Origin of the sequence: Mesotoga sp. UBA6090 (assembly GCF_002435945.1) — a bacterium.
Lineage (GTDB): Bacteria > Thermotogota > Thermotogae > Petrotogales > Kosmotogaceae > Mesotoga.
In genome coordinates this window covers 1-19,499 of sequence record NZ_DIXC01000065.1, presented here as the reverse complement: position 1 = coordinate 19,499, position 19,499 = coordinate 1, and the positions used below count along the sequence as shown (strand labels likewise).

At 45.6% G+C, this 19,499-nt stretch carries 38 protein-coding genes and 5 tRNA genes; 12 read left to right on the top strand and 31 right to left on the bottom strand.

From position 1 onward, the window contains the following. The 6 genes from B3K42_RS10865 to B3K42_RS10840 all read right to left on the bottom strand — a co-directional run. The coding region (locus B3K42_RS10865) for a phage replisome organizer N-terminal domain-containing protein (protein ID WP_292598731.1) at positions 1 to 483 on the bottom strand (483 nt) is incomplete at its 3' end. Next, positions 470 to 814 (bottom strand): hypothetical protein, encoded by a 345-nt coding sequence (locus B3K42_RS10860; protein WP_292598729.1) that lies wholly within the window; start codon positions 812 to 814, stop codon positions 470 to 472. The genes B3K42_RS10865 and B3K42_RS10860, both read right to left, overlap by 14 nt. 81 nt (positions 815 to 895) lie before the next feature. After that, positions 896 to 1,765, bottom strand: coding sequence for a hypothetical protein (locus tag B3K42_RS10855; RefSeq protein ID WP_292598727.1), 870 nt, complete (start codon positions 1,763 to 1,765; stop codon positions 896 to 898). 1 nt (position 1,766) lies between these two features. After that, positions 1,767 to 2,828, bottom strand: coding sequence for a PD-(D/E)XK nuclease family protein (locus B3K42_RS10850; protein ID WP_292598733.1), 1,062 nt, complete (start codon positions 2,826 to 2,828; stop codon positions 1,767 to 1,769). Then, positions 2,779 to 2,940 (bottom strand): hypothetical protein, encoded by a 162-nt coding sequence (locus tag B3K42_RS10845; RefSeq protein ID WP_292598735.1) that lies wholly within the window; start codon positions 2,938 to 2,940, stop codon positions 2,779 to 2,781. Before B3K42_RS10845 ends, B3K42_RS10850 begins: the two co-directional genes overlap by 50 nt. Then, positions 2,933 to 3,148, bottom strand: a complete 216-nt coding sequence (locus B3K42_RS10840; protein WP_292598725.1) for a helix-turn-helix transcriptional regulator — start codon at positions 3,146 to 3,148, stop codon at positions 2,933 to 2,935. The genes B3K42_RS10845 and B3K42_RS10840 overlap by 8 nt, the downstream gene beginning before the upstream one ends. Before the next feature lie 121 nt (positions 3,149 to 3,269). Here B3K42_RS10840 and B3K42_RS10835 point away from each other — a divergent pair, with 121 nt between their 5' ends. After that, positions 3,270 to 3,851, top strand: coding sequence for an XRE family transcriptional regulator (locus B3K42_RS10835; RefSeq protein WP_292598723.1), 582 nt, complete (start codon positions 3,270 to 3,272; stop codon positions 3,849 to 3,851). Positions 3,852 to 3,871: 20 nt separating this feature from the next. Here B3K42_RS10835 and B3K42_RS10830 read toward each other — a convergent pair whose 3' ends face one another. The 23 genes from B3K42_RS10830 to B3K42_RS10720 all read right to left on the bottom strand — a co-directional run bounded on the left by B3K42_RS10830 (position 3,872) and on the right by B3K42_RS10720 (position 12,680). Continuing rightward, positions 3,872 to 4,138, bottom strand: coding sequence for a hypothetical protein (locus B3K42_RS10830; protein ID WP_292598721.1), 267 nt, complete (start codon positions 4,136 to 4,138; stop codon positions 3,872 to 3,874). A gap of 115 nt (positions 4,139 to 4,253) precedes the next feature. Continuing rightward, on the bottom strand, positions 4,254 to 4,457 hold the full coding sequence (locus B3K42_RS10825) for a hypothetical protein (protein ID WP_292598720.1): 204 nt from the start codon (positions 4,455 to 4,457) through the stop codon (positions 4,254 to 4,256). Next, a complete protein-coding gene (locus B3K42_RS10820; RefSeq protein ID WP_292598718.1) occupies positions 4,454 to 4,759 on the bottom strand; it encodes a hypothetical protein in 306 nt (101 codons plus the stop codon). The genes B3K42_RS10825 and B3K42_RS10820 overlap by 4 nt, the downstream gene beginning before the upstream one ends. Next, entirely contained in the window at positions 4,734 to 5,012 is a 279-nt protein-coding gene (locus B3K42_RS10815) for a hypothetical protein (RefSeq protein ID WP_292598717.1), read from the bottom strand. The genes B3K42_RS10820 and B3K42_RS10815 overlap by 26 nt, the downstream gene beginning before the upstream one ends. Then, positions 5,013 to 5,522, bottom strand: coding sequence for a hypothetical protein (locus tag B3K42_RS10810; RefSeq protein ID WP_292598715.1), 510 nt, complete (start codon positions 5,520 to 5,522; stop codon positions 5,013 to 5,015). It lies immediately after the preceding gene. After that, complete coding sequence (locus B3K42_RS10805; protein ID WP_292598713.1) at positions 5,509 to 6,300, bottom strand: ArdC family protein; 792 nt, start codon at positions 6,298 to 6,300, stop codon at positions 5,509 to 5,511. The genes B3K42_RS10810 and B3K42_RS10805 overlap by 14 nt, the downstream gene beginning before the upstream one ends. Positions 6,301 to 6,309: 9 nt before the next feature. Next, positions 6,310 to 6,522, bottom strand: a complete 213-nt coding sequence (locus B3K42_RS10800; protein ID WP_292598712.1) for a hypothetical protein — start codon at positions 6,520 to 6,522, stop codon at positions 6,310 to 6,312. 8 nt (positions 6,523 to 6,530) lie between these two features. Further along, positions 6,531 to 6,791, bottom strand: coding sequence for a hypothetical protein (locus B3K42_RS10795; RefSeq protein WP_292598710.1), 261 nt, complete (start codon positions 6,789 to 6,791; stop codon positions 6,531 to 6,533). After that, complete coding sequence (locus B3K42_RS10790; RefSeq protein ID WP_292598708.1) at positions 6,766 to 6,990, bottom strand: hypothetical protein; 225 nt, start codon at positions 6,988 to 6,990, stop codon at positions 6,766 to 6,768. The genes B3K42_RS10795 and B3K42_RS10790 overlap by 26 nt, the downstream gene beginning before the upstream one ends. Then, on the bottom strand, positions 6,987 to 7,205 hold the full coding sequence (locus B3K42_RS10785) for a hypothetical protein (RefSeq protein WP_292598706.1): 219 nt from the start codon (positions 7,203 to 7,205) through the stop codon (positions 6,987 to 6,989). The genes B3K42_RS10790 and B3K42_RS10785 overlap by 4 nt, the downstream gene beginning before the upstream one ends. Before the next feature lie 13 nt (positions 7,206 to 7,218). Further along, positions 7,219 to 7,503 carry a hypothetical protein gene (locus tag B3K42_RS10780; RefSeq protein WP_292598704.1) on the bottom strand — a complete coding sequence of 95 codons (285 nt, stop codon included), beginning with the start codon at positions 7,501 to 7,503 and terminating at the stop codon, positions 7,219 to 7,221. Next, positions 7,503 to 7,832, bottom strand: a complete 330-nt coding sequence (locus B3K42_RS10775; protein ID WP_292598703.1) for a hypothetical protein — start codon at positions 7,830 to 7,832, stop codon at positions 7,503 to 7,505. Before B3K42_RS10775 ends, B3K42_RS10780 begins: the two co-directional genes overlap by 1 nt. After that, positions 7,820 to 8,032 carry a hypothetical protein gene (locus B3K42_RS10770; protein ID WP_292598701.1) on the bottom strand — a complete coding sequence of 71 codons (213 nt, stop codon included), beginning with the start codon at positions 8,030 to 8,032 and terminating at the stop codon, positions 7,820 to 7,822. The genes B3K42_RS10775 and B3K42_RS10770 overlap by 13 nt, the downstream gene beginning before the upstream one ends. Positions 8,033 to 8,034: 2 nt before the next feature. Further along, positions 8,035 to 8,376: a hypothetical protein gene (locus B3K42_RS10765; protein WP_292598700.1), complete on the bottom strand. Its 342-nt coding sequence runs from the start codon at positions 8,374 to 8,376 to the stop codon at positions 8,035 to 8,037. A gap of 145 nt (positions 8,377 to 8,521) precedes the next feature. After that, positions 8,522 to 8,719, bottom strand: coding sequence for a hypothetical protein (locus tag B3K42_RS10760; RefSeq protein ID WP_292598698.1), 198 nt, complete (start codon positions 8,717 to 8,719; stop codon positions 8,522 to 8,524). 174 nt (positions 8,720 to 8,893) lie between these two features. Then, entirely contained in the window at positions 8,894 to 9,226 is a 333-nt protein-coding gene (locus tag B3K42_RS10755) for a hypothetical protein (RefSeq protein WP_292598696.1), read from the bottom strand. 2 nt (positions 9,227 to 9,228) lie between these two features. After that, positions 9,229 to 9,477: a hypothetical protein gene (locus B3K42_RS10750; protein ID WP_292598694.1), complete on the bottom strand. Its 249-nt coding sequence runs from the start codon at positions 9,475 to 9,477 to the stop codon at positions 9,229 to 9,231. Beyond that, on the bottom strand, positions 9,455 to 9,820 hold the full coding sequence (locus tag B3K42_RS10745) for a hypothetical protein (protein WP_292598692.1): 366 nt from the start codon (positions 9,818 to 9,820) through the stop codon (positions 9,455 to 9,457). The genes B3K42_RS10750 and B3K42_RS10745 overlap by 23 nt, the downstream gene beginning before the upstream one ends. Positions 9,821 to 9,969: 149 nt before the next feature. Further along, a complete protein-coding gene (locus B3K42_RS10740; protein WP_292598690.1) occupies positions 9,970 to 10,227 on the bottom strand; it encodes a hypothetical protein in 258 nt (85 codons plus the stop codon). Then, the gene (locus B3K42_RS10735) at positions 10,224 to 10,616 is read right to left on the bottom strand and encodes a hypothetical protein (protein ID WP_292598688.1); all 393 of its coding nucleotides are present in this window, start codon (positions 10,614 to 10,616) and stop codon (positions 10,224 to 10,226) included. Before B3K42_RS10735 ends, B3K42_RS10740 begins: the two co-directional genes overlap by 4 nt. A gap of 36 nt (positions 10,617 to 10,652) precedes the next feature. Beyond that, positions 10,653 to 11,018, bottom strand: a complete 366-nt coding sequence (locus B3K42_RS10730) for a hypothetical protein (protein WP_292598686.1) — start codon at positions 11,016 to 11,018, stop codon at positions 10,653 to 10,655. 150 nt (positions 11,019 to 11,168) lie between these two features. Then, positions 11,169 to 11,516 carry a hypothetical protein gene (locus B3K42_RS10725; protein WP_292598684.1) on the bottom strand — a complete coding sequence of 116 codons (348 nt, stop codon included), beginning with the start codon at positions 11,514 to 11,516 and terminating at the stop codon, positions 11,169 to 11,171. Between the two features lie 903 nt (positions 11,517 to 12,419). Beyond that, positions 12,420 to 12,680 (bottom strand): hypothetical protein, encoded by a 261-nt coding sequence (locus B3K42_RS10720; RefSeq protein ID WP_292598682.1) that lies wholly within the window; start codon positions 12,678 to 12,680, stop codon positions 12,420 to 12,422. A gap of 441 nt (positions 12,681 to 13,121) precedes the next feature. On the opposite strand from B3K42_RS10720, the gene B3K42_RS10715 reads away from it, so the two are divergent. The 6 genes from B3K42_RS10715 (at position 13,122) to B3K42_RS10690 (ending at position 15,279) form a co-directional block, all read left to right on the top strand. Further along, on the top strand, positions 13,122 to 14,594 hold the full coding sequence (locus tag B3K42_RS10715; RefSeq protein ID WP_292598680.1) for a recombinase family protein: 1,473 nt from the start codon (positions 13,122 to 13,124) through the stop codon (positions 14,592 to 14,594). Between the two features lie 35 nt (positions 14,595 to 14,629). Beyond that, a tRNA-Gly gene (locus tag B3K42_RS10710) sits at positions 14,630 to 14,705 on the top strand. Next, positions 14,706 to 14,781, top strand: a tRNA-Arg gene (locus B3K42_RS10705). A 13-nt stretch (positions 14,782 to 14,794) separates the two neighbouring features. Next, positions 14,795 to 14,870, top strand: a tRNA-His gene (locus B3K42_RS10700). 17 nt (positions 14,871 to 14,887) lie between these two features. Next, a tRNA-Arg gene (locus tag B3K42_RS10695) sits at positions 14,888 to 14,963 on the top strand. Positions 14,964 to 15,015: 52 nt separating this feature from the next. Continuing rightward, a complete protein-coding gene (locus B3K42_RS10690; protein WP_110990489.1) occupies positions 15,016 to 15,279 on the top strand; it encodes a stage V sporulation protein S in 264 nt (87 codons plus the stop codon). Positions 15,280 to 15,320: 41 nt separating this feature from the next. Here the strand turns inward: B3K42_RS10690 and B3K42_RS10685 are convergent, their stop codons facing one another. Then, a complete protein-coding gene (locus B3K42_RS10685; RefSeq protein WP_110990490.1) occupies positions 15,321 to 17,321 on the bottom strand; it encodes an alpha-amylase family glycosyl hydrolase in 2,001 nt (666 codons plus the stop codon). A gap of 37 nt (positions 17,322 to 17,358) precedes the next feature. Further along, positions 17,359 to 17,447: transfer RNA gene (locus tag B3K42_RS10680), tRNA-Ser, on the bottom strand. 247 nt (positions 17,448 to 17,694) lie between these two features. Between B3K42_RS10680 and rplU the strand changes: the two genes are divergently transcribed. From rplU to B3K42_RS10655, 5 genes are all read left to right on the top strand, one after another. After that, on the top strand, positions 17,695 to 18,018 hold the full coding sequence (gene rplU, locus B3K42_RS10675; RefSeq protein ID WP_292598678.1) for a 50S ribosomal protein L21: 324 nt from the start codon (positions 17,695 to 17,697) through the stop codon (positions 18,016 to 18,018). Between the two features lies 1 nt (position 18,019). Next, complete coding sequence (rpmA, locus tag B3K42_RS10670) at positions 18,020 to 18,265, top strand: 50S ribosomal protein L27 (RefSeq protein WP_292598676.1); 246 nt, start codon at positions 18,020 to 18,022, stop codon at positions 18,263 to 18,265. 27 nt (positions 18,266 to 18,292) lie between these two features. After that, on the top strand, positions 18,293 to 18,817 hold the full coding sequence (rplM, locus tag B3K42_RS10665; protein WP_292598674.1) for a 50S ribosomal protein L13: 525 nt from the start codon (positions 18,293 to 18,295) through the stop codon (positions 18,815 to 18,817). A 12-nt stretch (positions 18,818 to 18,829) separates the two neighbouring features. Next, positions 18,830 to 19,234, top strand: a complete 405-nt coding sequence (gene rpsI / locus B3K42_RS10660) for a 30S ribosomal protein S9 (protein WP_110990492.1) — start codon at positions 18,830 to 18,832, stop codon at positions 19,232 to 19,234. 65 nt (positions 19,235 to 19,299) lie between these two features. Beyond that, positions 19,300 to 19,499: CHC2 zinc finger domain-containing protein (locus tag B3K42_RS10655; protein WP_292598670.1), on the top strand; the 200-nt coding region annotated here is incomplete at its 3' end.

The window sequence follows — 19,499 nt, the reverse complement described above, 5'->3', positions numbered from 1 at the left end:
GGAATTCACTCTTGCAAAAAACAACGTTACGCTAACGTTATCCGTAACGTTATGCGAATCTGTTAAATCGTTTGTAACTGACTCTGGAAGAGCCTCTTGTTTCTTTTTATCTCTGTGCTTTTTTTGCCTTAATCTGTTTAGTTCTTTAACCTTTTCTAATCCGTCAACGCTCTGATATTCGCACCAGTTCAGTATTCTAAGACCTTTGGAGTCATCTTCTATCATGTTTAGCTTTTTCATCGTTTCGAGGCCCAGTTTTATGGTGTTTATTGGCAAATCAAACTCGTCTGCTAACGATTCTGGTGTATATGGAATGTCTTCAATGAGATAAACGTAGCCTTCATCGTTGACCTTGCCTGCAGATATTAGAAGCATTATCCACATCAGCAAGATGTCGTTTCCCTCTGGAAGTTTTCTGATAAACTTTATCTTCCTGTTGTCGAACATATCCGTGTACAATTTAATCCACTTAACGTCGGTCATTGGCATCACCAACGTCAATTGCTATTTTCTCTAAGTTGAGAGTAATTTCTATGTTATCGTCTGTTATAGTGAATTGGCGTATCCACATCTTATCAATCAAAGAAGCGATACAGCAAATAGCGTCGCTCTTTTCTATGAGCAGCTTGTCTTCAATCTCTGAGAAAGTCACTGACACTACATCTTCAAAGCGATTCGCATTCTTGTTGACAAGGTATGTAAGAAAAATCGCCTGAAGAGTATTACCTTTAAGCGCAAACAGAAAGGGTTTGTAAACGCGTATAACATCTTCGCCTACTAGACGTGTAGCATCATATAGTTTTTTTCTATTCATGCAGACCTCCTTATGGTAAAATAAATCAACCAATCATTGCCGATTGTCTTGTGAGAAGAGGAGCGCGTATGCGCCCCTCTTTTATTCAGTTGCCTCTTCCGAAGTATCTTCTGGAACAGATGCGTTTATGACTACTTCCTTCTGGCCTCCAAGAAGTTCGTCTATGCTTTCAGCAATAACGTTACCTATTGGCTGAGCAGAATAGTTGACTCCTTCCTCAAAAGGAATCATTTCCGCTTCTTCAACCGAAGCCCCTATCGGGAAGGCTCGGCTGTAGGCGTGCATCTCCGCTCTCTTCATAGCCATGTTGGCTATATATTCAATGTTCCCCTTATAGCTCTGAGGCGAAGCGTAACCCTCTGCTGAGATAGAAGGAGAACCGTCCGCGAATGAGATTGTGCATCTGTATCTCCACTTGTTATCTGTCGAACCGTCCTTCAGGCACTCGAAGCTGACTCCGTATTTCACGCCTGTATTCCTTGCATAGAACCTGTAACCAGAAATGTTCACGTACAGGTTTCCTTTCAAAGGAATGACGTGTATCATCGGCTGCAGACCGTACTTTATCTCTTTCTCGGCGAGCTGCATGAGCGTGAATCTAAGCGCGTCTTCGGAGAAGTCGCCCTGATCGCGCATCTTCTTCTCTACTTCCTTATGCACGCGCATAGTTACGTACTCGTACATCTTCTTGACGATCATTCCCTTGAACGCGTACAAGGAAACTTCCTGATCACCAGAGATCCTTACGGAAATTCCCTTTTCTACTTCCTTGATGGCTTCGTAGTCGAAGTCGTCGAGGCCGAGACTGTTTGCAAATCTCACTATCAAGGGTCTGTCGTCTTTCTTTTCCTTCTTCTCTTTCGCTTCTTCCTTAACCTCTGCCTTCTTCTTTCCGTTCTTCTTTGGCTCTTCTTCGACAACCTCGTTGCCAAACATATCTTGCTTTCCCATATCACACCTCCTGTTTTATGAACTCATTAGCGCTGATAACCTTAACGCTCGGAGTATTTCTGTATTTGCATAGATCACCTATTTCTGGTGGCATCATTGCTACTATCGCTGGCGGCAACGTGGAAGACATATTTATGAACTCCACTCCATTGTTCTCAATGAGCCATTGAGCGACAAGAGCCTTGTTTCTGTTCTTCTCTTCCTCTCCTCGTCCAGCAATCTTGAGTTTCAATTCCTCGGATAGAGCCATAACAGTCTCGTCTGTTACGAATATCGGTTGGCCAGTCTCCTTTACGATTCCCCTTGCCCTGTCGAAGACTTCTTTTGCTTTTTCTTTCTCGATCTGCGCATTTCTGATTTCGTCTTCAATTCCCTCAACTTCGGACAGTTTGCATCTTCTGTGAAATGAACAATAAGAACAGCCACCTGACACGTTTGGCTGGAACTTTTCTATCGTGTCAACGCCCTCTCTCTCGGTTTCCTCAAATCTGTCCTTAATTGATTGCCAAGTCTTTTTGATAAAGTTAAGCGCGTGACTAACCTCTAAATCATCAATGGAATACGCATACATACCACCAGTTGCCAGCAGAAAGAAACCAGCATCATTAACCTTAAGACCGCCCCTAATAAGTGGTAGAGAATATATGATTACTTGTCTTGGGTCTGGGTCAGACCAGCCAGTCTTCCAATCCCTGACAGAATAAGAACCATCGCCATTGTTGATCACAAGGTCGATTACGCCCCTGAAGAAGCAATCTGAAGATTCAAAATCGACTTTGTTAAACTTACTATCCATTCCAAACTTCAACTCCGACGCAGCTACTGGTAAGCCTTGCAGCATTTTAACCCCCGTTTTGAAACGCTTCTTAGCAATGGTATAATCTTGTTCAGGAAGGGTATCGAGTTTCTCTAACGCTTGTAACATATCACCCCGATTTTTTATAAGTGTGTCGAGAGCATCGTGTACAACTTTTCCAATCTGCATAGCTGGTGTTGAGGGTTCTTCGAGGCCCTCAATGTACCTCAGATAGAATCTTCTCGGGCATCTCAGAAATGTGTTCATTCTGCTGTATGATAACGGCAGGGCCTTTCTCCATAACTCCATTTTGATTCCTCCTTTCTAAATAGCCGTCCTTTACCAGAAGGTCAAAGAAGGCATCTGCAAAGTCATTCATGAAGTATCTCTTCCTTTGGGAATACATCTTCAATCGGAAGTTCCAAAGCATTTGCGAGCTTATATGCAGTCTTTAGGTGTGGAGTTCTTCTTCCTGTCTCTAACATATATATATGAGCGTCTGGCACTTTTGACTTCATGCTTAATACGTTTCGACTCCAGCCTCTGGACTCCCTTATAGCTCTCAGTCTTGATACGGTTGTTGACATTATTTTCACCTCCTGTATAACAATGAGTATATCGCAATCCATTTTACTTTGTTGTTAAGTATAACAAACGACATACCACAAAAAAATAAATTTAGTGATATTATTGTGTGGGGTGATATATATGAGCATAGGAAAACGAATCTTAGAAACTCGGAAGGCAAAGGGGTTCACTAGGAATCACGTAGCTCTCAGGTCTGGACTTACTGCAGCCTCTATATACCACTATGAGACAGGAAGAAGAGTACCGAGTACAGACGCAGTTGGAAAAGTTGCTAAGGCGCTGGACGTGGACGTGAATTTTCTTCTTGGATTTGAACCTCTCGATCATGAATCTATACCCTTCTACGATATAGACATGGTTGACTTAGAATCTACGGAGGGAGTGACAAACACAATCGTGAAGGTATTCGGAGCTGACTTTGCTACAACTGTTCCAGACAATGCCATGTTTCCTGATTTTAAGCAGGGAGACATAATCTTCCTCAAGAAATCGGAGTACAAGGAATGTTCTGGAAGGATAGTCCTTGTAAGCATCAACGATGAAAAGCTACTGAGAAGACTGATTCTGAAAAACAGAGAAGAAATGACACTCACGTCAACGAACCCCGAATTTTCGCCAGTTGAGTTAGAAATGTTGGATTGGAAAAAAGGTAAGGCTGAATTTATAGGTGTAGTTGTAGGAAAGGCATCAGAGGTTTATTAGAGAGAGGCGATTGCCTCTCTCTAATTTAGACTGAAATGAGCAGAACCGAAGACCTCGGACACCAAACGTGTAGTTTCTTCATTTGTTGGCCTTATGGAGAATGCATTAGGATTCTTAACCAGTATTTCAAAGCCAACATTGGCAGGGTCGTATCCTCTCTTGACAGCCTCTGTAGTTAGGAACAGGAGTACAAAAGAATGAGCCGCTCTTCGTATAGACTCCTCCGAACCAAGATACGGAAGATTTCTCAAATGCTCTTTGAACTTGTCAAGCGCATCGTCCATCATGAGAACACTCCTATCGCAACGCAAGCTGCAACCAGTAACGTTACTAACCAAACTATAATCGCAAGCACACAAGCGAGTACGAACAGAATTTTAGACTTCAATGCAATCACCTTATTCATCGATTATTAGGCCTTTCTGCCTTATGATTTAGTTCGATAGCGATTCTCAAAGCGTCATCATATGTTCTAGCTCTGTAATGTTTTTCTATATTCCTGTCTCCTATGAACTCCGCTCGCGCTACATAGTAGAGACCTGTCCAGCCGCAGATTTTTATTCGCCAGCACTTCGGTTTTGTCCACGTCCTTCTAAGCCGTCTCATTCCAGTTCCCTTATAGCTTTAGGCACGGCTGCCATAATGTCTTCATAGAGAGATTCCTCCAGCCACTCCATATCGTCCTCGATAAAGTAACTTCCGTCAACTTCGAAGAGATATGTGAATGACTCCGTTCTTTCCTCCGAGCCTTCTACTACTACGAAGAGATCATCTGTTTCTTCATCATAGACTATGCAGTACCTCGCGTTATAATCCTTCCAAGTATCTGCCTTGTCTATCATATCGGATACTATACCGTTTACGTTGCACTCTTCCCAAAGCTCAACTATTCGCTCTCTCTTTGTCATGTTTGACCCCCTTTATCATGTACTCGGCTTTCTTGGCGTGAGCGAACGAATACTCTTCTCTTATGTATTTCAGGAGAAGCCTTTTGCTTGTGAAGCGTATAAGCCTCTCCTTCGTGTCAATATCCTTCTCTACGAGAACGAACGTGTTCCCCTTCCTGCATAAGTCGCTTATGAGAATGTTCTCTTTCGGGTGCAGCAGGTTGGTAATGTACTTGTATCCAGCCATCTTGAGGTCTCCGACAGTTCTGTGCATTTAATCCTCCTTCATTATTGGGATCTCTATCCACTGTCCGTCATTAAAATAGTGAGTTTCAAGAAAATCGAGTCTCTCTCTCAAAACCTCTTTTGCAATCTCTGTCGCTTCGTGGATAGACACAATCTCTGATTCATTGATGGTGTAAGAATGTACTTCATTTTCTACCTCGTACATAAATACATCTGCCGTGTCCGAGTAAGTAATGCGTCTAATTCCAGAAACCTTCGCTGGAATCACTTTTCCTTCGCGGACACTTTCTATGACACAAACATAATCGTCAATTTCATAACGAGGTTTCCTTTCTCCAGATATCCTTTTGAGATAGTTCGCCGTCTCCTCGTTATGAGCGACAAGTATAATGTCGTTTCCGTCGTGGTAAGCTGTGAGACGAGAATTTACCGCTCGTTGAGCATAATGATCTATCGCTATCTTTACATCATGCTCAACTTTAATCAATAGTTCTTTTGTTATTGCCCTGCCCTTGTATTTCTCGTCATGCCAATACATTTAGCACCCCCGATTCTTCAAAGAATTTTCTGCATAGCTTATCGGACATTGAGAAGAGCTGTGAGATCTCCTTCCAATTCTTGCTGTTCGCCCAACTCTGAACATACTTAGCGGTGTACCAGCTTGTGTCCAGACCGAGACGAGCCATGATGAAGTAGCTGGCAGTCTGGACTACAACCTCTTCGGTATCCCTCCCCATGTTATCTATCTGCAGGTGCGCCCATTCATGGAGAAGAGTGCTTGCTTTCTGGCCCGACGACTCCGTGTTTAGTACGTGAATAATCTTCGCACCCTTTCTCACGTACCCCTTCTCTCCTGTAAGGCTCTCGTCGTACCAGTCTATTGTGTAGGCCATCTTCTCTATGGCCTCTGCGATAACTTGAAGGCCATCATATTCGTCTTCGATGTGCGGTTCTGGAACATCTTCAAGCTCTTCTCCCTCTGTTTGGCTCACATCGAAAACGTAAGTTGGCTTGAAACCTTTTATCCCGAAGACTGTTTTCTCTTCTCCGTCTTCGTAGGTTTTGTACTTGTAAGTGCAGGGCGCGAAGATCATGATGCCCTTCTCGCCCTTCTTAACGAATCTGTTGAGCTTCTTCCATGCGTTGAACCCTGCCACTCTCGTAGCATCTGGCCGCTGGAAAAGAATGAGAATCAGATTGTTAAAGGAGTAGTGATGAAAGACTCTCATCAACCGCTCCAACTTGTGAAAGTCATCTGAACTAATCCACTTTTGAAAGGCTTGCTCTAGCCTTTCGGCAGCTTCTTTATTATCCATAATCTCCTCCTAAAGCACTGCCCAATCTGGCTGATCAGGTTCTGAAGTTATCTGACCAGAAATCTTTCCGCACTTAGGGCAAGGTATTGCTGGTATAACGTTATGGTGAAAGTTGGTGTCGTCATAGCCTCTAACGTCCTTTTCGATATGGCCACAGTGTTCGCATACCATATCGGCCCAAAAGTCCCTTCGGGACTGATACGTTTTCTTTAGAATCTTCATACTCCCTCCTATACGCACGCTATGCGATTGAAGAATTGCTTTAGGCTCTTGCTGAATTTAGGCGGGCCGTAAGGCTCACTGGAAAACCACTGAGAAATGATCGCCTTAGCAAGAATGAAAGATAGGCCGTTGTTCAAATAGCTCTCGTACTCTTCTTCAGATACAGCGCCGCTGTCAACGATTCGATCAACCTCCTGATCAAGAGCCTGCTCGATGTCAGGAATAATTGAATGTATTTGTTGCTTAAGTTGACGCTTCTTGTCTTCCATACACCCTCCCATATGCGCAGTCAATGCAGAGAAACTCTCCGTCGCAAACCTCTATAAACGGATCGCCTTCCTCTATGACCGTAGTGCATTTTGAACACATGGTTAGCTCTGCGTTCTGTCCGCACTCCCAACAAACGAAGTTGCCCTTTGTCGTCATGAAACCCTCATCTGTTTCTTTGCCACACATCATGCACTTCATTCTTCACCTCCCAATAAACGAAGAGACTGCTGAACTATATCCAGCAGTCTCTGATGATGTTTCTCTAACTCAAGCCCTTTTGTTTTCTCTAAAGATCTTTGAGCCGAATCCTTCAAGTCATTCAGAACCTTCCTCAATTGCACATCGCTCTTGATATTCTCCGCATACGCCTTCACAACGTACCAGACAGTGTCATCGTGCTGAAGAGCTTCCATTATTAACGCTCGCCTACTCAAGCGTCATCAAGCTGTTCGTTAGAACCACTTCTCCCTTCCGTTTCAGAAGATCTGCAATATACTTCTTAGCTTCGGCTGCCGTCTTTACCGTCTTAATCAGCATACTGCCTCCGTGCTTTGACGCGTATATCTCCACATCTTTTCTGTGAATACAGTTACCTTCTTTGTCAACTCGACAATGACCTTTGTCGTATATGATGTCGCTGTTCTCCTTGAACACAATGCAATCTACATCAGTTAGATTCAATGCGAACCCATTCTCTGTGATTATGTACATCAGTCACGCCTCCTCGCGTCGATTCTTACGTCGTGGGGTCTCATATCTCTTACGAACATCAAGTAGTTATCCTCGAGTGTTGCATACCCTATATCGAACACCTCAAGAATTTCAACGAGATACGAGAAGTCTTTCTCGCTAAGACCATCAATCTTTCTGCTCAAGAATCCTAAGTCAGTACCAGAGATCATGTCACTAAAGATAAAATACAACTTGTTTTCATCGTAAATAAACTCGCTGTATATTTCCTTTGCGAGACTCAACAGCTCGCTTTCTTTCAAAACTTCGCAAACCCTATCATACTTATCTAGGTCAATCACTTCACCCATACCTCCTTATGAACGTTGGCAAGTTCTTTAGCTACAAAGATTGCATCGTCAAATCCGCACACAGTTGCCATCTCCTGAACAACCCCACCGTATGCGTATGAGAGGCGGTATTTCTTTTGCCTCTTCTTTTGCACGTCAACGTACACAAAACCCTTTCGAGTTGGAATTGTCTCTTGGTATCTCGACTCGGCTCTCGTCATAGCTACCTCCTGTAAAACTCACTGATATAAAGTCTTGTGCCTTCGTGTGTTATATAAGGCCCTTTCTTTGAGAAGTAAATCTTCTTCCTCATGACTCTGCTGAATCCCTTAATTCCATCGAGTCCGATCTCTTCTTGAGTGCAAACTCTATCACCGAAATCCACCTCATCTCCGAGCCACAGAACAGTTCCGCCTACGTTGGTAACGTGAACGTCGGCGGCGTACTCGGAGAAAACCTTTCTCTTGTGTCGATACTTCCTTAGCAATCGTTCTTTATTCTTTTCCATCTCTCCTCCTCTCACGCACACTTTGTCTCCTACTTCGAACTGATAAGATACCGTCATACTTCACCTCCTATATGGCGTTACTCACTTCAAAAAGTGCCTCGCATCGCACGAGGCTAATGCAACGAAGACGTTGTGGTAAGATACTTGCGTAGGGTTTTGTAGTGTATTACTCACGGATAGGCCGAAGCCCACCCGTCAGGAATCACATAAAGTCTCTAGGAGATACTCCGTTGTACGCGTAGATACCATGCTTCTTGATATACCACGCGTCCTTGAGTTCTTCTTTCAATTTCTCTATCTTTTCCTCGATCTCACTGATCTGCTCATCGGTGAGGTCGTCGTTTTCTAACTTAGATTCCCACTCATCGATTTCTTCTTCAATTTCTTCTATGTTGTCCACACTGCCACCTCCAACAGCCTTGCGAATCCCTTTAGTGCAGATTGTGCCTCGTCGATATTCGAGGACACGTAACGAACAACGTACTGATCGTCCTTCTTCACATCGCAAAACACCTGATAGAAACCGCATGTCGGTTGTCGAACTGAGGTGTTAACCTCGAATCCGTTCCTTCCGTCAAACTTCTGCAGGCTCTTCAGCAGCTCGTTCAGCCTTAACAGTTTGATACTCACGCTGCACCTCCCTTATGAAAACCTTAGTGTTTGCTTTTATCCTCTGTCTTACATCAGCGCACATTGATCTTATGAAGAGCCTCACTGCACCGTTATAATCGTACTTTCGATCTTTAGGAACGAAGGTCATAAGTGCGCAAGCCCAAGATGCTGTTACTTCCTCTGGATACTCGCCGTAGTAGTCTATTAGCGAGTCGAAGTACCTTTCTTTGTACAGTTTGTTGATGTTCTCCTCTACCCACTTCCAACTGTCTGGAATTAACTCTTCTAACTTCATACCTACCTCCAGTCGAAGATTCTCTCAAGAATCTTCCTGTCTGTTTCGAGCATTCCCTTTCTTACCTTCCTGTAGAATGGTTCTTCTTCGATAAGGTTTTCCAAATGCCTTATCCTTGCTTTAACTTTCTCTTTGAACTCACCCTTCTTAAGCCCTTTAACATAGGGCAGAAGGTACTGAGCCTCCCTCGCTTCTCCTCCTTCGCTTCTCGCTATGGAGGCAAGGAACTCAAAAAGCTGAGCTTTCTTCAATTGCCCACCTCCTAGCTTGAATTTTCAGTAATTCTTCGATGTAATTCAGAGACTTCATGTACTCATACGCTTCCTGTCTATCTAGGAAACGCTTCACCAAGATCGCGTTAGGGAAGCAATAATTACTCCCTCTTGGTGCGGTCACGATCTCTCTCTCTGCCTCCATCTTTACTAGGTTCGCCCTCGAGACGAGGTAGAACTCTCTATCGCCATAGAGGATAGAATTAAGCCGAGCATTGCACTCGGCTTCCGTTCCTGTCATTACAATTCCTTCAGCACCAACACCGATAGTGAGTTCTTTGACGGTGTAAGTGTCGTCTTTCTGATGAATCACTGCGTGCATATCCCACCTCCTTTGCATAAGAAAAGGGCGATCTCTCGATCGCCCCTCCGTTAAACAATGAGGCTAGATTTCTATTTCTATATTTCCACTCCAACCTTCAGTTTCTTGCTTAATCTTCTCGTTGATCTTTGTCAGGCTGAGCCTGTTCATTAGAACCTCACAAGGAGAAGCCGCCTTCTAGTACCTTTACCTCTCCCGACGTTCTTAGAACGGAGTACGGTAAACACTCCTTCATTCTCCTGAAGGAGTTCTAACTTCTTCTTTCCGTCATAGCCGTGCTTTGTGGCTTCTCGCACGGCCTTAACGTACTTATTGAAATCGGTGATCGCCTCCTTGAGACTGGAAGTCTCGAGATGAACCTCGACACCGACAACACTTTCACCAGTCATGAAAATGTAGTGTCTCATAAAACCCTCATGTACTCAGCGTCCCTGTCGTAAGGACGCGGGGAGTCTGTGAGCCATACCTCCTCGTAGTCCGCATCTCCGTAGAGAGCGAAGTACGCAGTGACCTTCGGAACGTCTCCGAAGATCTCTTTGACAATATCCAGATCACAGAGATACAGAACCTCGTCCATATCATCTCCGTAATCGTACTTCGGGGAGAACTCGTAAGCTCTCCTGATTGTTTCCTCTTCTTTCACGTTCTCTAGCACCCTCTTGAAGAGAGCGTGCAGAGAACTGTAGTCAGTACTATAAACCGCGTCTCGTGTTACGAACCTCCTGCCTTCAAGCACGCGGTCTTTAGCATTTTCCAATTCCTCGTGCGTGGCTCTCACCACGGCGAGTTTCCACATAGTCCACCTCCCTGTGATATAGTTTCACTAGCTCATCTACCAATGTAGATCGGTGATCTCATTGGTTCTCACCACCTCAGTGAAGAACTTCTGTGCTAAACCGTCCCAGAAGCACCCCCACTGATACCAACTTTCTAAGGCCTTCCAGTACGAAGAGTGCGACTCTGCATAAACCACAGCGCCGCGTTCTTCAATTACCACTTGGAAAAATGCACCGCAAGTTTTGTCGTACTCTGCTATATTGAGACTCACTTTACGAGCCTCATGTGTGTCCTCGAACTCGTCTCCTGTTACTAACAGGAGACCTTCATTGCGCATTGCCGCACTTAACATCATTAACTGCCCCACACATGGAGAGAAGTAAATCTCGCCGCTGTGCTTATCAATAAGTACCTTCTTCATTGCATCACCTCCCATTTAGGTTACTCTCGGAGGTACACCGTGATGATGTGCCTCGAAGAATAAACTAATAGTTGCACCTCCTAAAAGTCGCTCTCGAAGGGACACTCACAAGGAATGTCCCTTGAAGAACGGCCTTCCTCTATGGTATAATTACTGTAGGAATGTAAGTGCATATGCAAGTGAATCAAGCGTCTTTGGAAATTTCCTTGTGATCAACCCACTCGACCAGTCGGGATCTTCAACTACCACTATCCTGTTGCCCTCTATTTCCAAAGTGCACGTGCAACGTCCTCTCTCGTCCATAAATATCTTCTCGAGTTTCAATGTTCCACTTACACGTTCCCTATCAGCCCAACCTCTGTGTCTCGCGAAGGTAAGAAGAGCACTTAATCCCTTCGACGTTCCTCTGAAACAGTAGTCGTCAGTAGAGCCTTTCGGAATCAGCCTCCACCAACCGTCCTCATATCTGACACTCAACTTTTCACTTTCAAGCTCCATTAACTCACCTCCCTTATAGGTTATGGAGGGAAGGAAACGAGGTTTCCTCCCTACCAAAATCTATAAAGACCACTCTTTTCCATGCGAATCTCCCTACGTGACATTTATCACGCACGATCCCTCACTCCCATGAATAGCGAGTGATAGAGAGTGTGCAAAATCCTGCAGAGGAAAAGAGTACGGAAATCGGACGGTACACAGTGAGTTTGCCACGCTCACTGTCGCTATAAGTCTAGTGAACCCCTGACGAGCGACCACCGCCATTGACAGCACTCGTTCGGTGTGTACACAATCGAGGTATCATCATAGAAGTGGTTCATCACCATTGCACCTGCAACCTCCATGAGTGGAAACCGAACTCCACCTGCCATGCCTCGACCTTCGCTGTCTATCCTCATGGGTCATAAGTGGGATTCCCAAACCAGCACGTTTCAAGTGCCTCAGCTATGGAGTGAACGATCGTGCCTCCGTCTCCGCAGGAGAGTCGGACTCGCCACTTTAGAAGCGACTATCCGATACCCACTTTGAGGGACGCACTTTGTCGGAACAGTGCCGTGACCGAACTGTCGAGCGGAACGGCAATATGTGCCGTATGTATGGAGTGGGTACGCGGACACTTGCGAGCGCAGTTAACCACGATACCACTGCTTGCGGAAGAACCTCTCCGTAACCGAGTTCCCGAACGCGCCTGATTACCACGCACTCCGAACCTCGGGATTGGCATGAGCATCTCTCCCACTCGATGTTCCCGACTATCATTCACTTTCCAAAGGCCAGTTGATTCTCCGCGAGTGCCGTCGATACTCTCAACGGCACTGACCGACAATCACCAGCTCCAAGTGAACCGTCTTCCTCGCCACGTAAATCACTATTCCTAAAGGAAGAGTGGGCTTTCGCCCACTCCTACTTCGCCTTTTTGACCTCCGCGATAAATACCTTGAAATTCTCCTCATCTGTCAACACTTCTGCGAGCACTTCTTCGTAGCGCACTCGCAGCTTCTTTGCCATATCTTTTGCAACGTTGACAACTTTTGCTGGCAGGAAGATCGGCGCGTAAGTGTTACCCTTTGCCTCTTCCTCGGCTTTCTTGGTCTTCCACACGTTACCGTCAGTCTTCTTTTCAACCACCTTTGGAGCTTCCGCTAACTTTTCCTTGAGATTCATTCATTCTCCTCCTTTTGGGAGCCACTCGTTGTAATTCAAGTGGCACAGCTTTTTTGGGTTGATCGTTTTTGCGTTCGTTGATGATAATAGTATAACGGGTGTTATATGACGATACGGTACATGATTGTAAAGAATCAGTTAACGGCTGGGGGGAGGTATAGTCCATGAGAAGCCACTTACAGTATATGCACCCCTCCCTGTTTCGATTCCTGAATGACTTAACGTTCGTTATACATTGTGAAATGTACTAAGAAATATACGTTTTGTAATGAAAATCTCGGGGTAGGGAGAAACGGTGAAAATGGTAGTGGAATGAACGGAGTTATTTACGGTAGAGGATTTCAAAACTTTCGGAAAAGATTCCGACTTTGTGAAAAAAACTGGCCGTATAGTGGTTTATCATTTTGAGTTAACGTAAGTTATAAGTGCTATATTAGATGTATGAAAAGGGCGGCGGCATACACAAGGTTCTCAAGTGAAAAACAGACGGAAGCATCAACTGCGGCGCAGATGGCTCAGATATTAGAGTACGCAAAGAAGAATGGGTATCAGATCGTGAAGACGTACTCTGACGAAGCGCTCAGCGGATTCCTAGACGCGGACAAGAGGGAAGGTCTGAACGAACTCATAACGGACGCGAAGCAGTTTAACTTTACGTATGTTCTCGTATGGAACTTTGACAGGCTGGCTCGCAAGAGAAAGATCATGCTTGACATGAGGGAGTTTCTTGAAGAGAACGGAATCACTCTAATCTCCATAACGCAGGACGTACCCAAAGGCCCTGAAGGAATCATCATAGAGAGTGTCTATGACGCGATGGCTGAGATATATAGTTGGAACTTAGCAAGGAATGTTATGAGGGGTATGCTTCACAGCGCGAAGAACGGAGGTCTTTGTGGGCGCAACGCTCCGTTCGGGTATATCAACGTCTATCATGATGGGAAGAGGCAGCTCGCGATTGACCCTGACCGTTCTCAAGCTGTTCGGCACATATTTGAAATGTACGCGAACGGTGCGACCATGCTTCAACTTGCGAAGTGGCTTAATGAAAGAAAGTATAGGACTCAGAGAGGGAACGTCTTTACGATGGATTCCGTGCGAGGGATTCTGACAAATGAGATATATAAGGGCGTTCTGACGTTTAATAAGAAGAGAGTGCGTGGGAAGATGAACCCTTATACGGACGTTGTGTGTGTCAACGCTCCGCAATTTGCGATAGTGAGTAAGGATTTGTGGGAGCGCGCGCAGAAGACGAGAGCAACGCGAAGCCCGACAAGCGGCCCTCCACCCTTGCTTCAAGGACTGTTTGTCTGTTCCAAGTGCGGACGAAGAGTCGTGTACTCTAAAAGAGGACAGAATAAGTTCAATAAGGAACATGATACAGATGCAGGAGGGTATTACTACTGCTCATTTTGCAAGAAATCAAAAGGAACTTACAAAGCGATCGGCTCGAAGAAACTCGAGGATATTGTCCTCAAAGAGATAAGGAATGAGTTTGACAAAGCTCTGCAAGATATTGCACGGTTCACGGAAGAGATGAACCAGCGTCTCGCCCAAGAGTCTAATTATTTAGGCTTACGCTCATTAGAAGAAGAGATCGCGGACATTGACAACCGAATAAATCATCTCACTTCGGTAGTGGAACGCGGGAATACTTCGCAAAGCATTGTTAACCGTCTTGTAGAACTCGAAGACGTGCGAGGTAGTAAAATGAAAAAGCTGAAGCAACTTTCAGTAGCGTCGGACGTAACCCCTTTCACTACCTTAGAGATGGAAGAGCAGTTGATAAACTATGCTGCTAACTTGGGAGAGAATAGAGTGTTACGGAATCTGATCTCAGAAGGGACGATAGATTTCGGCAAGAGAATCGTGTCTTTCGTCTTTCTGAAGCGCGTCAGGAAGCTCGCGGTGTAGTGTATATCGGGTCTTCCCGACCAAGGGTCATTAGTGCGGCTGTAGCTCAATTGGTAGAGTATCGCCCTTCCAAGGCGAATGTTGCGGGTTCGACTCCCGTCGGCCGCTCCAGCGCCCGTGGCTCAATGGATAGAGCACTGGACTTCTAATCCGGGGGTTGCAGGTTCGAGTCCTGCCGGGCGCGCCATGTAACACACATGGTGGTTGTAGCTCAGTTGGAAGAGCGCCTGACTGTGGATCAGGCGGCCGCGGGTTCGAACCCCGCCAGCCACCCCACTTCTTCTATATTTTATGCGCCCGTGGCTCAACGGATAGAGCATCGGATTTCGGCTCCGATGGTTGCGGGTTCAAATCCTGCCGGGCGCACCATCCTATATCTCTCTCCCAGTAGCATGACAGATCTCAAGAGGAGGTAGCAGTCATGGAAGTACTGAAGGTAGCAACCCACTCAAAACCAAATGCAGTCGCTGGCGCACTTGCCGGAGTACTCAGAGAGAAAGGCGGCGCAGAGATTCAGGCTATCGGAGCGGGCGCTGTCAATCAAGCAGTTAAAGCAATAGCAATCGCAAGAGGTTATGTTGCTCCCAGCGGTATGGATCTCGTGTGCGTTCCAAGTTTTTCGGATGTGGAAATCGACGGGGAAGTGAGAACTGCAATAAGGTTTTATGTAGAACCAAAGAAGTAAATCGTAGATATAAGAAAGGCCCCTGAAGGGGCCTTCTATTTTTACATGACTTCTGCGACGGCAACCTCTCCGGGACCAAGAGACAGGTGGAAGTCTCCCCCCACATCCCAGTCCGATTGGCCATCGAATCCCTTGAGTTTCCACTGAACCTTATGTTTCCCCCTCCACGTGTGAAAGCCGAGGTCGATGTGGAACTCTTTCATTCCCTCGAAGTCTCCATTTGCGACCACCAAGAGTCCTTTGACTCCGTTCCAGTAGAACAGACCTGCAGATGTCTTGTCTTCCTCCCAGAGGAGTTTAGGATTGCTCGAACTGAGCAAGTTGAGATTGTTTCTTCTAATAGAAGAGAGAAGTGCAATTAGGTCTATCAGGTCATCGTCTGCGTTCCAGTGAAGAACGTAAGGATCGAAGAAAGCCAGCTTCCCGTAAAATGGATCATTGGGTGGCAGAACATACCGACCCTCTTCATCGTTATCCAATCCGAGGTTCATCGGTTGGATCTCAAAGATCTCCTGCCCGGAGTTGATATATGTAATGCCGTTGGGCAAGAAGTAATTAAGTACAGTTGCAAACCGGGAAAAGCTTTTCCCATTCTTTCTAGCCGCTGCTCTTGGTGTGTCGGGAGTCTCGATGCCTGCCAGAGTTGGCAGCCTCATATTCGGCAGAACTTTATAAAGAAGCTCTTTAAATTTGCCTTCATTGATTCTCGGTTCCATCCACCATGTGTTTCCAAGAATACAGTCGTATCCTGACTGTCTGGCCTTTTCATCATTCCCCATCACGAGTTCTTCTGCAATGATCGCAAAAGAAGGATCTCTCTCTTTGGCTTTGCGGATGATCCTCAATTCTAGCTCTCTTGGAAGCGCATGTCCCATATCCAGTCTTGCACCGTCAACACCAAACTTCTCATTATAGAAGGGCATGATGTTCTCAATGCTCTCCCAGAGATCCATCATTGGCTCACTACCCGGGAAGAAAGATGACTTCACTACGTCGAATAGAACGTAAGGCGGCTGATTCTCCGGAAGGAACCTGCGAGATTCAATCGGGTGATCCTTGTACAGCCTGAGGAAAGTTATGTCGTTCCATGTTGGCTGGTTGTCATTTATCCAATCGGAGAATCCTGGGGGTGTTATGAGACCGAACTCTTCGACAAGTTCGTCAAGAAAACTCTCCTTACCCTCGTGGTGAAACACGAAGTTTCTCCATCTATCCGGGAAAAGCCTTTCCGGGGAATGACGGAAGAGCGAAAGGTGCTTTTTGACGTTTTCATTAGCATAGATGATCGGCAAGGTCTCAACCTTTGCCTGATCAAATCCCAGATTGTCGATTTTCGGTGGCGTATAGTCATCTAGACGGGATTCATCTATCCAGTAGAACCATTCAGGATGTTTGAGAATCAGAGCCGAGTCACGTGCCGACGTCCTGGGAATGAAGTCGAGCACAACTCTCATACCCATAATGTGTGCCGCTTCAACAAAAGCGGTAAATTCCTCTTCGACGCTCATGTCATCTAGCAGACGATCGTGATAACGTTCATCGGTTGAAAAAAAGTCTTTCACTGAGTAGGGTGAACCGAGCTCGCCCTTTTTGAACTTATCGCTGTAACTTGTAACCGGCAGGAAGTATAGAGTGTCGAAACCCATCTTCTCGAGATAGGGCAGCATGAATATCATCTTCAGAAATGTCCCTAATTCCGAGTACTGCTGAGAATCTAGATCAGAAAAGAACTCAGGATCATGATGTGAGTAGGCAGTGGTCGATCTGACGAATGAACCGTATATGATAGCCGAATTTATCCAGGTGCTTTCGTTCTCCATCCTTATTCTACCTAGTGATTTCGAGTAATCTCTTCCCTGCTCGGCTCTTGAGAGAATGCCTTCGACTATGGTCGAACTGTATTCGTAGGGATCTACGAATATGTACCTATCTCTCAGTTTCAGTGTGCCGGAATATCCTGTAGGAAGCCATTCTTTGGGAATAGAGTAATCCAGCTTTCCCTTCTTTCCTTTGAGAAGCCTTAGGACTGTATCGAGGATCACGCTACCACCTCCAAAAAAATAGGGCGTAACCGCCCTCTGGCGGAGGCGGTGGGACTCGAACCCACAAGGGGCGTCAACCCCACCGATTTTCGAGACCAGCTCCTTAGCCAATTAGGATACGCCTCCGTCCTCGCAATTGATTATATCACGGGCTGTAGTGCTGTCAATATGATAAACTTGAGCAATGTGAAGATCTCAATGAATTCAAAACCCTTTCTCGTTCGTAATAAAAAAGTTACCCAGAGACTCTCCCATCATTATTACTTGTGATAGAATTTTGATCGCGAGCGGTTTTTTCGTGCTTGAAGCAGGTTTTAAATCCGTTAGGTACCTCGTTTCAGCACATTTCTATTGCATGAGGAGGTGGCTCTTAGTGTATGCCATCATTGAAGCCTCGGGAAGACAGTATAGAGTCGAGGAAGGTATGACTCTCTTCACCGAAAGGCAGAACGGAAAGGAAAACGGAGACGAGATAGTCTTTGACAGAGTTATTCTCGTCCACGATGAACAGGAAGCAACTGTAGGTAAACCTTATGTGGACGGCGCGAAAGTTGTAGGTAAGGTTGTTTCTCACGGTAGAGATAAGAAAGTGCTTGTCGTCAAGTTTGGAGCCCGAAAGAACTTCGACAGAGTCAACGGTCACAGACAGTGGTTCACTGAAGTCTCTATTGATAAAATTGAGACGGGGGTGAAATGAGATGGCCCGAAAAAGCGCTGGCAGAACAAACGGAAGAGATAGTAATCCCAAGTATCTGGGGGTTAAGAGAGGCGAATCTTCAGCCGTAAAGGCCGGATCGATAATCGTCAGGCAGAGAGGAACAAAGATACATCCCGGAAGCAATGTAGGGCTTGGTAGAGACCACACCCTCTTCGCTCTCATAGACGGTAAGGTTCACTTCGAAGAGAAGAACAACCGCAAGTACGTCAGTGTCTACAGCGAGTAAGCTGTTCTGTTAAGGAGGATTGCATCTATGAAGATTCAGAAAACACCTGTGTGCAGATGGGCAGTGACCCACTCCAAGGTGCAGACGAAAAGAAAGGGAGAAATCGAGAAAACTCTCGGTTATCTCGTTGATCACAATGGCAACAAAATAGAGAAGAAATGGTACGTAGTCGATGCTACGGATGTTCCCCTTGGAAGACTTGCTGGCCAAATTGCTATGGTTCTGATGGGAAAGAACAAACCTTATTACACTCCCCATCTGGATACCGGCGATTTTGTCATAGTGGTCAATGCAGACAAAGTCAAGCTTACCGGCAATAAACTCGACCAGAAAAAATACTACCGATACTCGGGTTATCCGGGCGGCATTAATGAAAGAACAGCAAGACAGATGATGGAGAAATTCCCGGACAGAGTCGTTAGACTTGCAGTGAAGAGAATGCTCCCCAAGAAGGCTCTTGGCGAAAGGATGCTCAAGAAACTTAAGGTATATGCGGGTCCCGAGCATGAACACGCTGCACAGAAACCCGAACTGATAGAACTGGTTAAATGAGGAGGTTGAGGCATGGCTGACTTTGTGGATTATTACGGAACAGGTAGAAGGAAGACCTCTGTCGCCAGAGTTCACCTAAGACCTGGAACCGGAAAACTTCTTATAAACGGAAAAGCATATTCTGATCTTAAGGAATATCTTTCAAACGACGCATGGGTAAGAAGCGCACTGAAACCCATTGTCGTTACTAACACAATGGGAAGATTCGACATGTTGATAAGAGTCGATGGCGGAGGACTTGCTGGCCAGGCGGGGGCAATAAGCCTGGGAATCGCCCGAGCACTTGTCAAGTTCAACCCTGATCTTAGAAAGCTTCTTAGACAGAACAGTCTCTTGACCAGAGACCCGAGAGAAGTCGAAAGAAAGAAGTACGGTCTCAAGAAGGCAAGAAGAGCACCTCAGTTCTCCAAGCGTTAACACGTTTTACTAAAATACGGCCCGTACTCAGAGCGTATGGGCCTTTTTTTGCCGGTGGTGATTCAGTGTTCACTAAAGAGGAACTCGACGAGATAAAAAAGTCTATAAATATCGTCGAATTCATAGGTCGTTACGTGAACCTGCAGAAGGCCGGAAGCTCTTACAGGGGACTATGCCCATTTCACAGTGACAACGATCCTTCATTCTATGTTCACCCTCAAAGGGGCTTCTTTCATTGCTTTGGCTGCGGTGAAAAAGGTGATAT